The 10,566-nt window shown below is 66.5% G+C and carries 11 protein-coding genes and 1 tRNA gene; 4 read left to right on the top strand and 8 right to left on the bottom strand.

The features are described 5' to 3' along the window. Positions 1 to 4: 4 nt before the first annotated feature. A tRNA-Ile gene (locus MH112_RS08120) sits at positions 5 to 80 on the bottom strand. Between the two features lie 146 nt (positions 81 to 226). Between MH112_RS08120 and MH112_RS08115 the strand changes: the two genes are divergently transcribed. Further along, positions 227 to 976 (top strand): SIMPL domain-containing protein, encoded by a 750-nt coding sequence (locus MH112_RS08115; RefSeq protein WP_296566275.1) that lies wholly within the window; start codon positions 227 to 229, stop codon positions 974 to 976. A 54-nt stretch (positions 977 to 1,030) separates the two neighbouring features. On the opposite strand, the gene MH112_RS08110 is transcribed toward MH112_RS08115, so the two are convergent. From MH112_RS08110 to MH112_RS08100, 3 genes are all read right to left on the bottom strand, one after another. Further along, a complete protein-coding gene (locus MH112_RS08110) occupies positions 1,031 to 1,495 on the bottom strand; it encodes a hypothetical protein (RefSeq protein ID WP_296566272.1) in 465 nt (154 codons plus the stop codon). Beyond that, positions 1,495 to 1,851, bottom strand: coding sequence for an aspartate 1-decarboxylase (gene panD / locus MH112_RS08105; protein ID WP_296566269.1), 357 nt, complete (start codon positions 1,849 to 1,851; stop codon positions 1,495 to 1,497). The genes MH112_RS08110 and panD overlap by 1 nt, the downstream gene beginning before the upstream one ends. A gap of 159 nt (positions 1,852 to 2,010) precedes the next feature. Then, positions 2,011 to 2,922: an alpha/beta hydrolase gene (locus tag MH112_RS08100; RefSeq protein WP_296566267.1), complete on the bottom strand. Its 912-nt coding sequence runs from the start codon at positions 2,920 to 2,922 to the stop codon at positions 2,011 to 2,013. Positions 2,923 to 3,020: 98 nt separating this feature from the next. Here MH112_RS08100 and MH112_RS08095 point away from each other — a divergent pair, with 98 nt between their 5' ends. Beyond that, a complete protein-coding gene (locus MH112_RS08095) occupies positions 3,021 to 4,253 on the top strand; it encodes a serine hydrolase domain-containing protein (protein WP_296566266.1) in 1,233 nt (410 codons plus the stop codon). Positions 4,254 to 4,263: 10 nt separating this feature from the next. Here the strand turns inward: MH112_RS08095 and MH112_RS08090 are convergent, their stop codons facing one another. Further along, entirely contained in the window at positions 4,264 to 4,623 is a 360-nt protein-coding gene (locus MH112_RS08090; RefSeq protein WP_296566263.1) for a hypothetical protein, read from the bottom strand. Positions 4,624 to 4,716: 93 nt separating this feature from the next. Here MH112_RS08090 and MH112_RS08085 point away from each other — a divergent pair, with 93 nt between their 5' ends. Next, positions 4,717 to 5,337 carry a TIGR02466 family protein gene (locus MH112_RS08085; RefSeq protein ID WP_296566259.1) on the top strand — a complete coding sequence of 207 codons (621 nt, stop codon included), beginning with the start codon at positions 4,717 to 4,719 and terminating at the stop codon, positions 5,335 to 5,337. A 91-nt stretch (positions 5,338 to 5,428) separates the two neighbouring features. Continuing rightward, the gene (locus MH112_RS08080; RefSeq protein WP_296566257.1) at positions 5,429 to 5,656 is read left to right on the top strand and encodes a flagellar hook protein FlgE; all 228 of its coding nucleotides are present in this window, start codon (positions 5,429 to 5,431) and stop codon (positions 5,654 to 5,656) included. A 76-nt stretch (positions 5,657 to 5,732) separates the two neighbouring features. On the opposite strand, the gene rpoD is transcribed toward MH112_RS08080, so the two are convergent. The 3 genes from rpoD to MH112_RS08065 form a co-directional block, all read right to left on the bottom strand. After that, the gene (gene rpoD / locus MH112_RS08075) at positions 5,733 to 7,661 is read right to left on the bottom strand and encodes an RNA polymerase sigma factor RpoD (RefSeq protein ID WP_296566255.1); all 1,929 of its coding nucleotides are present in this window, start codon (positions 7,659 to 7,661) and stop codon (positions 5,733 to 5,735) included. Positions 7,662 to 7,757: 96 nt separating this feature from the next. Beyond that, the gene (gene dnaG, locus MH112_RS08070) at positions 7,758 to 9,638 is read right to left on the bottom strand and encodes a DNA primase (RefSeq protein WP_296566276.1); all 1,881 of its coding nucleotides are present in this window, start codon (positions 9,636 to 9,638) and stop codon (positions 7,758 to 7,760) included. 45 nt (positions 9,639 to 9,683) lie between these two features. Beyond that, positions 9,684 to 10,379: an HAD family hydrolase gene (locus tag MH112_RS08065; protein ID WP_296566251.1), complete on the bottom strand. Its 696-nt coding sequence runs from the start codon at positions 10,377 to 10,379 to the stop codon at positions 9,684 to 9,686. Positions 10,380 to 10,566 lie beyond the last annotated feature (187 nt).

The raw sequence follows: 10,566 nt of genomic DNA, 5'->3' as shown, positions 1-10,566 counted from the left end.
CCGCTGGTGGGCCCGGCAGGACTCGAACCTGCAACCAGACCGTTATGAGCGGCCGGCTCTAACCATTGAGCTACAGGCCCCATCAGCGGAGGGCCTGCGGTTAGCATGGGCTGCACGGCGCTTAAAGCTCCGGTTCAGGTTCAGCTTGCCAGGGTGGAACGTGAAGGCCATCGCCGCGCTTAAGGCTGTGGCCTAAGGTCAAGTTTCAATCGGACTGGAGATCCCCATGAAGACCCTGTTGCGCGCCGGCGTGCTCAGCCTGAGCCTTGCCGCCCTGGCGCCTGCCGCCCTCGCCCAGACCATCCCCGGTCCGGCGACCTCGGCGGCGGACACCATGTTCCGCGCCACCACCTTGAACCTGTCGGCCGTGGGCGAGGTAGATGTGGCGCCCGACATGGCGACCATCAGCCTGGGGGTGCAGACCGAAGCCCCCACCGCCCAGGCCGCCATGCAGGCCAATGCCCGGCAGATGAGCTCGGTGATGGCCGCCCTGAACCGGGCCGGCATTGAGGGCCGCGACATCCAGACCTCGAACCTCAATCTGAGCGCCCAGTACGACTATGTGCAGAACGAACCGCCGCGGCTGCGGGGCTATCAGGCCAGCAACCAGGTGACGGTGAAGGTGCGCGATCTGACCCGTCTGGGGGCGGCGGTGGACGCCACGGTCAATGCCGGCGCCAACCAGATCAACAGCATCAGCTTTGGCTTGAGCGATCCCAGCAAGGCGGAAAACGAGGCCCGCCTGGCGGCTGTACGCAACCTGCAGGCCAAGGCCGAGCTCTATGCCCGGGCCACCGGCTACCGGGTGGGGCGTCTGGTGACCCTGAGCGAGGGCGCCGGCTACTCGGTGCCCATGCCGCCCATGCCCTATATGGCCATGGCCCGGGCCGAGGGCATGAAGGACTCCACCCCGGTTTCCGCCGGGGAGATGACGGTGCGGGTGGATCTCTCAGGCCTCTATGAACTGACCCGCTAGGGACCGTGGGGCCTTCGTCCCTTTGCGGGGCGGAGGCCTTGACCCCTGGGGGGTTCAGTCCAGGCCAGCGGCGGTGAAGGCGCCGGCCAGGCGGTCAGTCATGACCCGGCCAGGGAGGGCGCGCTCGCCCTCCATGACCGCGGCAAAGACCAGGTCACGACCGGCCACCGGGCCTGCCGACCAGCCGACGCTGCGCGATCCATCCGACGTGGTCGGGCAGCTTCTGGTTACAGCCTCCGCCGGGGCAGCAAGGCCATTCAACAGATCCTGGACAGTCTCCGTGGCCGGACCCTGGCACGTCGGCAGGGCCCGTTCACAGGCCGTACTGAGACCGTAACGATAGACGATCTTTCCCGACCCTGGCTCCGCCACCAGAACGCAGGTCGAGGGGCCGCCGATGCGCTGGCCAATCTCTCGGTCCAGGATCGTGGTGTCGAGACCTTCAGGCGCAGCCGGCGCGCAGGCGAAGCTGAGAACAGCGGCGGCGGTCAGGCCAAGGACAGCCCCCCAGCGACCCATCAGGCGGCCTGCTTCATCTCGTTGCCGTCACCCAGCAGGACGACGGTGGGGGCGTAGTTGCGGGCTTCCTCGGCCGCCAGCATGCCGTAGGTCACCACAATGACCTTGTCGCCCTTCTGGACCAGACGGGCGGCGGCGCCATTGACGCCGATCACCCTGGAGCCTCGCGGCGCCTCAATGGCGTAGGTGGTGAAGCGGGCACCGGTGGTGATGTTCAGCACATCGACCTGCTCGTGCGGCAGGATGCCCGAGGCGTCCAGCAGGTCGCGGTCGATAGCGATCGAGCCTTCGTAATCCAGGTCGGCCTGCGTCACCGTAGCCCGGTGCAGCTTGGCCTTCATGAGGGTGACCAGCATGGGCGGAGGCGTCCTTGCGTTCACGTGAACTGACGGTCCCGCCAGCCCTATGGCTTAACGGGAGACCGGATATACGCACTTCGCGGTTGCGGTTCAATTACGGCGTTGCAAAAAGCTGACCCAAGGGAAACCGAACCCAATCCTTTACGCCGTAAGGGATCAGGGGCGCTGGCGCGCCGCAACCGAGGCGGCCGCCGTCTCCCCAGCCTGGGTGTGTTGACGCAGGAAAGCGCTCATGTCCTCCAGCACCGGTGCCCGGCCTCGCAACGGCCGCGACAGGGCCAGCAGGATGCCGGCATGGCCAAGGTCGGGATAAACCTTGGTCTCCACGCTGACCCCCTGCGCCCGAAGGGCAGCGGCCAGGGCCTCGGTGTTGCGCGGCAGGACCACCGTGTCGCTGGCACCGGTGGCCAGGAAGGCGGCCGGGGCATCGGCGCTCACATGGTTGATCGGCTGGGTGTCGGCGAGGCTGTTGGCGGCACCGAACACCCCTCGGACGGTCTCTCCCTGCAGGGGGAGGAAATCATAGGGACCGGCCAGACCCGCCACCGCCCGGATGCGGGTCCGATCAACGCCCGCTGCCTTCAGATAGTCCGCACTGAGGCCCAGCATCACCGCATTATAGGCCCCGGCGGAGTGACCGATCAGGACGATCTGGGCCGGATCTCCCCCCAGTCGCTCTGCATTCTGCACCGCCCAGGCGATGGCCAGGGCGCCGTCCTCCAGGAAGGTCGGATAGGTCACCTCGGGATAGAGCCGGTAGTCTGGTGCCAGGGTCAGGAACCCCTCGGCAGCCAGGGCGCGGGCCACCCAGCCGTAGTCCTGCCGCCGGCCGTTTTCCCAGGTCCCGCCATAGAAGAACACCGCCACGGGGGCCGCGCTGGGGCCCTGTGGCGGCAGATAGACATCCAGCCGCTGCCGGGGCTCGACCCCATAGGCCACCCCTGCCCCAGCCTGCTGGGCGCGATCGGTGGGGGTGAGGCTGGCAAAGGCCGTGAGCGGCGAACAGGCGCTCAGGCTCAGGGCCAGGACCGACAGGATCAGGGCTGGACGCAGGGCAGACGAAATCATCGGCAAAGACCTCCTCACTTGGCTTGACGCAGCATGGCCGCCTCGGCGCTATGGCCGCCAGCAAAGCACGCCCAAGACAGTACGAAGGAACGACACCGATGGACGGCGCAAATTTCGCAAAGGGCCTTGAGGCCATCGGTCCGGCCCTGCAAGGGGTGGTAGACGCTGGCGACCTGTCGGGTTTCGTCACCCTGGTCTGGCAGGGGGGCGAGGTCGTCAAGGTCGACACCCTGGGCCGCCGGGATATCGCCGGCGACAAGCCCATGACCCGGGACACCATCTTCCGCATCGCCTCCATGACCAAGCCGATCACCTCGGTGGTGGCCCTGATGCTCATGGAAGAGGGTCGGCTGAAGCTGGACGATCCCATCACCCGGTGGGCACCGGAGTTTTCCGACATGAAGGTGTTGCTGGCCCCGGACGGGCCCCTGGACCAGACCGTCCCGGCCCAGCGCGACATCACCCTCGAAGACCTGATGACCCACCGCTCGGGACTGGCCTATGGATTCACCTCCATGGGGCCGATCGCCCAGGCGCATGAAAAGGCCCTGGGCCCGGCTCTGGGCACGCCGCTAATGCCGGACGAGTGGATGAAGCGGCTCGGCGACCTGCCCCTCAGCCATCAGCCCGGCGACCGGTTCCACTACAGCCACGCCACCGATGTCCTGGGCTTCATCATCGCCCGGATCGAGGGCAAGCCCCTGGATCAGGTGCTGCAAGACCGGGTTTTCGGCCCCCTGGGGATGACTGACACCGCTTTCCATGTCCCCCCGGAGAAACTGGACAGGGCGGCCAAGCTCTACCGGATCAATCCGGAGACCGACGCCATGGAGGAAGTTGCCCTTCCCTATCATCCAGCCCCACCGGCCTTTGCGGCCGGCGGCGGGGGGCTGGTCTCCACCGCTGATGACTATCTGAAGTTTGCCCGCCTGATGCTGGGCAAGGGCGAGGTCGACGGGGTCCGCCTGCTGAAGACCGAAACGGTGGAGATGATGATCTCTGACCGGCTCACCGAGGCCCAGAAGGCGATCCCCTTCATGGGCATTCCCTTCTGGCTGGGTCAGGGCTTTGGTCTGGGGCTTTCGGTCATCACCGACCCGGTGAAGCAGGCCTGGATGGGCGCTGGAAATGCCGGCGCTTTTGGTTGGCCCGGCGCCTTCGGCACCTGGTGGCAGGCTGATCCGCAAGCCGACATGGTGCTGATCTATCTGATTCAGAACTCCATGCCGTTGGGCCCCGAGGCCGCCGCCCAACTGGCCACAGGCCAGCGCATGGGCGGCCGCGCAGCCCTGCCCATCTTCCAGAAGATGGTCTACGGCGCCCTGGGCTGAGACGCCTGAGTCAATCCCGGGGGGCGACGCAGATCGGCTGGCCCTGGAACAAGTCGCCGATCAGGCTGCCATCCTTGGCGGCCGTTCGGCGGGCGGCGTTCAGGGCCAGGTTTTCTCTGGGGGCCGACTGACCGGGGCCGCAGACGGCAACGGTAGTGCGCATGCCTTCAGGGCAGACGCAGATGTCCTCACGCTTATCCAGCCGGCTGGCGGGGACCTTGCAGACGGCCGGCAGGGTTCCCCCGCTGACATCCAGGCAGATGTCGGTGGTGGCCGGGGTCAGATGACTCCGGGCGCGATCCTGCGCCTGGGCGACGCCGGCGGTGAGGGTCAGGGCCGCCAGGGCGGCGAGAAGGGACAGTCGTGTCATGGCGCATTATCCTCCTGCCCCCATAAGCCTTGGAAATGCGGCCTGTTTCAGGCGCGCCTTCCCCTGCTCATCTGGCTGGGCTATGGCCCCATCATGAGCCTGCGCCCCCTGTTCGTCACCCAGATCTATGAAGCCAGCCTTGCGGGCGAACGGGGCTTTGCTGACCTCAACGCCGAACTAGCCGAGGCCGTGGAGATGCTGGCCGAGGAGGACGCCGCGGGCCGGGCCTGGTGCAAGGCCAACGCCTATGGGGGCTACACCTCCTACGCCTCCCTCGACGACCTGCCGCAGCGGGCAACAGTGTTTTCGATGCTGAAGACCAAGCTCGACCGCCACGCCAAGGTCTATGCCCAGGCCGTGAACCTCGATCTCGGCACCCGGCGGCTGAAGCTCGACAGCCTGTGGGTCAACCTTCTGAAGCCCGGTGCCAGCCACAGCGGCCATATTCACCCCCACAGCGTGCTCTCAGGCACCGTCTATGTGGCCACCCCGCCCGGCGCCAGCGCACTCAAGCTGGAAGACCCGCGCCTGCCGCTGATGATGGCCGCCCCGCCCAGGCTGGCCAATGCCCCCGAGGCCGAGCGCAGCTTCGTCTATCTTCAGCCGCAGCCGGGCACGATCCTGATGTGGGAGAGCTGGCTGCGCCACGAAGTGCCGGCCAACGCCGCCAAGACCCCGCGGATCAGCATCAGCTTCAACTACGGCTGGCGTTGAAAGACCGGCGTCAAAAGGCTGGCGTTCACCATCCTTGAAAGCGGGGCCTTAACTGCGCCACGCGCAGGTTGACGGGGCAGGAGAACCGCCCATGGACCCGATCGCCACCGCCAGCTACGGCATGCTTGCCGCCAGCCGCCGCTTCGAAGCCTCAGCCCACCGCACCGCGACCATGGGCGTCGTCGGCTCGACCACCAGCTATGAAAAAGAGGCCGTCGAGCAGATCACGGCCAAGCATCAGTTCACGGCCAACCTCGCCACCATCGGCGCAGCCCAGTCCATGTGGGACGCCCTGCTCCGCCTGCAGGAACGCCGCTAGGGCGAAAGACCGGCACCCGGTCAGAAGCTGACGGCCAACGAAAAACCCCGCCGTTTCCGGCGGGGTTTCTGGGGTCTCAGCTGTCGAGGAAGCTGCGGAGTTTCCGCGAGCGGCTCGGGTGCTTGAGTTTGCGGAGCGCCTTGGCTTCGATCTGACGGATCCGCTCGCGGGTGACGCTGAACTGCTGGCCGACCTCTTCGAGGGTGTGGTCGGTGTTCATGCCGATGCCAAAGCGCATGCGCAGCACACGCTCTTCCCGCGGGGTCAGTGAGGCCAGCACCCGGGTGGTGGTCTCGCGCAGGTTGGACTGAATGGCCGCATCGATGGGCAGGACGGCGTTCTTGTCCTCGATGAAGTCGCCCAGGTGGCTGTCTTCCTCGTCGCCGATCGGGGTTTCGAGGCTGATCGGCTCCTTGGCGATCTTGAGGACCTTGCGAACCTTTTCCAGCGGCATGGCCAGCTTTTCGGCCAGTTCCTCTGGCGTCGGTTCGCGGCCGATCTCGTGCAGCATCTGGCGCGAGGTGCGGACGATCTTGTTGATCGTCTCGATCATGTGCACCGGGATGCGGATGGTCCGGGCCTGGTCGGCGATGGAGCGGGTGATCGCCTGGCGGATCCACCAGGTGGCGTAGGTGGAGAACTTGTAGCCCCGGCGGTATTCGAACTTATCCACCGCCTTCATCAGGCCGATATTGCCCTCCTGGATCAGGTCCAGGAACTGCAGGCCGCGGTTGGTGTATTTCTTGGCGATGGAGATCACGAGGCGCAGATTGGCCTCGACCATTTCCTTCTTGGCCTGACGGGCCTCGCGCTCGCCCTTTTGAACGGTCTGGACGATGCGGCGATAGTCGTCGATGGCCACGCCGGTCTCAGTAGCGAGTGCCGCCACCTCGGTGCGGATGTCATTGATCTGGCCGGCATCGTTCTCGGTGAACTTGGTCCAACGGACCCCGAGCAGCTTGACCTTGTCGGTCCAGTTGGGATCGAGCTCGGCCCCGAAATAGGCCTTGAGGAACTCCACCCGGCTGATGCCGTAGGAATCGGCCAACCGCAGCAGCCGGCCCTCCAGGCCCATCAGCCGCTTGTTGATCGCATAGAGCTGCTCAACCAGCGCCTCGATGCGGTTGTTGTTCAGCTTCAGGGTCTTCAGGTGCTGGACGATGACCAGGGTCGCGGCCTCGAAGGCCTTGCGGTCACTGTCACCCAGATCCTCGCCGGCCAGCCTGCGGGCCACCAGCTTTTCCTGCAGCCGGCGGAAGGCGTCAAACTCCGAGGCGATGGCATCCAGGGTCTCCATGACCCCGTCGCGCAGCTCGGCTTCCATGGCGCTGATGGTGGGACCGGCGCCGTCGTCGAAATCGTCGTCGTCGTCGTCGCCCTCCCCTTCGGCCTTGGCCTCACCTGGTTCAGGCTCGCCGGGGGCCTTGACCTCAGCATCTTCCTCGACGCCGGTGTTCTGGCCGCCGTAAGTCTGTTCAAGGTCGATGACCTCACGCAGCAGGATGCGGCCGGAGGCCAGCTCCTCGCGCCAGACCATGATGGCTTCAAAGGTCAGGGCACTTTCGCAGAGGCCCCGGATCATGGTGTCGCGGCCGGCCTCGATACGCTTGGCGATGGCGATCTCGCCCTCGCGGGACAGAAGCTCCACCGATCCCATTTCGCGCAGGTACATGCGCACGGGGTCGTCGGTGCGGTCGTAGGCGGGCTCCTTGGTCGTTTCGACCACGGCGGTCTCTTCGCGGACCGCGACCTCGCCACCCTCTGCGTCCTCTTCGGCCTCAACGACGTTGACGCCCATCTCCGAGAGCATGGCGAGCGTATCTTCGATCGCCTCGGAGGTGACCTCCTCAGACGGCAGGACCTTGTTCAGCTCGTCCATCGTGACGTAGCCGCGGGTCTTGGCCTGCTTGATGAACTTCTTGACCGCGGCATCCGTCAGGTCGAGCAGCGGACCATCACTGGTCTGGGCGTCGGTCGTTTCCGCTTCGGCCGAATTGGTGCTCATCGAATTCTCCAGTTCGGTCCGCCGCCTGCAAGGAACGGGCCGATCATGACTAACAGGGGCCGAGGGGGCCGTAGGCAGGACGACCCAAAACCGGCTTCAATCTTTCCACTCTCTGGTCGCGCGTCTGAGTGCGTCGCGTTCCCCCTTGAGTCGCTCGAAGGCTTCCATGTCCGAACGCCCCCGAAGGTTCCCCTTCGAGGCGTCGAGCGCCTTGTCGAGCGACGCCAACCGCGAAAGGCGGGCGAAGGCTTGCGACCACTGCGAATTCGCGGCTTCGAGGGAGACATCCGGTTTCAAAAAGGGCGCGCCCGATTTCGCAGCGGCCCGGTCGATGTCTGTCAGCAGCGCATTAAACCCGCAAGATGCGAGATGGCGCGTCAGACTGTCGGTGTCAAGGTGGTCGGACTCCAGGCGCAGACGAATGATTTCCTTGACCAATTCACATAGCGCCGGTTCGCCAAACCCGTCGGTGGCGAAAGCGTCCTCTAGATGAGTGTCCAAAATGGCTGGATGAGCCAGGGCGAAAGCGGCCAAGGCGGCCGGCGCAGGCTCCAGTCCCGCGGCCAGAAGCCCGGCTGCAGCCTTGCCCCGAGCTGTGGGGGGCTGGGGGCTTTCCCAGACGCCAGCGCCCTTCCAGCGCCCCTGGCGAGGCCCCGCGGGTCGCCAGGGCGCCCGCGAGCCCTGGGGGGCGTCGGCCTTGCGGAACAGGCCGTCATACCGCTCCAGCAGATCCTGCCGGTAGGCCTGTTGCAGGTCAGGATCGGCGATGGTCGCCGCCGCCTGGCGCAGCCGCCCCTTCAGGCCCGCCCGACGCTCAGGGGTGTCCAGGGGCTCCAGATCGCGCTCGCGCTCAAACAGGGCCTGGGCGAAAGCTGTTGTCGAAGCCAATTGCTGACGTAGGGCCACCGGCCCCTGCTCACGCAGCACGTCATCGGGGTCCTTGCCCCCTTCCACCAGGGCGAACTGGAAGCTCTTGCCAGGCTTAAGGATCGGCAGGGCTCGGTCCATGGCGCGGAACGCCGCCGCCCGACCGGCCCGGTCCCCGTCGAAACAGAGGGTCGGCTCGGGATGCTGACGCCAGAGCATCTCCATCTGCTCCTCGGTCAGGGCCGTGCCCATGGGCGCGACCGCCGCCACGCCGGCCCGGTGACAGGCGATGGCGTCCATATAGCCTTCCACCACGACCAGGGGCGGGCTCTCGCCGGACGGGGCCGCGCCGAGGATCTTGCGCGCCTCGCCCATGCCATAGAGCACGTGACCCTTGTGGAAGACCGAGGTCTCGGGGCCGTTCAGGTACTTGGCCCGGGCCTTGGGATCCATGGCCCGGCCGCCGAACGAGACGATGCGCCCCCGGCCATCGGCGATGGGGAACATGATCCGGTCGCGGAATCGGTCATAGGGGGCGCCGCCATCCTCAGGCGCGATCAGAAGGCCGGCCTCCACCAGCTCGCCTGGCCGCGCCCCCTTGGCCACCAGATAGTCCTTCAGCGCCGTACGCCCGCCAGGGGCATAGCCAACGTCGAACCGGGCCCACTCGGCCTCCGGCAGACCCCGACGCTCTAGATATTCGCGGGCCTCGCGTCCCAAGGGCCGGCGTAGCTCAGCCTGGAACCAAGCGCCGGCAGCCTCGAGCCATTCTGCCAGCCCCTGACGCACCCGGTCGCGCTCAGCCGACTGTGGGTCAGGCGCCGGCATCGGCACCCCCGCCTCGGCGGCCAGCCGCTCGACCGCCTCGACAAAGGTCAGCCGCTCGGTCTCCTGCAGAAAGGTGATCAGGTCGCCGGTCTTGCCCGAGGAGAAGTCAAAGAACTGGCCCTTCTCGTCATTGACGAAGAAGGACGGGCTGCGCTCCTTGGTGAAGGGCGAGAGGCCGACAAACTCCCGACCCTGCTTGCGCAGCTTCACCGTGCGCCCGATCACGTCGGAGGGGCGCAGGCGGGCCTTGATCTCATCGAGGAACCGTTCGTCGAACTTCACCCCCGACATATGCGCCAGGAGACCGCCAAAATCACCTGCCTCTGCTCAGCTGATGCGGTCGAGCCAGGCGGGCAACTCCGAAATGCTCGACAGTTCGGCAAAGCGGGGGTGACCCACAGGGGGGTCGGCCATCTCATGGGCCCAGGTGACAGGGTAGGGAATGTGTGCGGCCCAGGCGCCGGCTTCCAGGGCCGGCAGCACGTCGGAGCGAAGCGAGTTACCCACCATCGCGCCTTGCGCCACGCCGGTCCCGTGGCGGTTGAACACCCGCTCATAGGTCGAGGCGTCCTTCTCGCTGACGATCTCCACTGCCACAAACAGGTCGCCAAGACCTGAGGCCGCCAGCTTCTGCTCCTGATGCAAGAGGTCGCCCTTGGTGACGAGCACCAGGCGGTAGCGCTCCGACAAGGTGGCCAGGGCGTCATCTACCCCTGGCAGGGGCTCCACCGGCTCGGTGAGCATGGCCCGGCCCGCCGCCAGGATCTCGCGGACAATGTGCGGCGGGGCCTCGCCGCCTGTCAGCTCCATGGCGGTTTCGATCATCGACAGGGTGAAGCCCTTCACCCCATAGCCATAGAGCCGCAGATTGCGGTGCTCGACCTCAGCCAGACGGGCGCCGAGGCTGTCGACATCGGCCACGTCCGAGAGCAGCTCAAACAGCCGCGCCTGGGTCAGCCGGAAGATCGTCTCGTTGTGCCAGAGGGTGTCGTCGGCATCCAGGCCAAGGGTGGTGATGGTCATGCCAGGCCTCTTAATCCCCTGCCGCTGATTTGCGAACCACGCCTGGTGCTCTCATCACCCCGGAGGTGGGAAGGCGGGGCGCTCTATTCCCCAAAACCCTCGCCAGGTTCCGTGGGGGCCATGCGGATCAGCCGGGAATCGGCCACAGCCGCCGTGCGATGGGCCACCAGGACCTGGTACTCAGGGT

The sequence above is a fragment of the Phenylobacterium sp. genome (assembly GCF_022402485.1).
GTDB lineage: Bacteria > Pseudomonadota > Alphaproteobacteria > Caulobacterales > Caulobacteraceae > Phenylobacterium.
The sequence above is the reverse complement of the archived record's forward strand: the minus strand, read 5'-3'. Positions and strand labels throughout refer to the sequence as shown.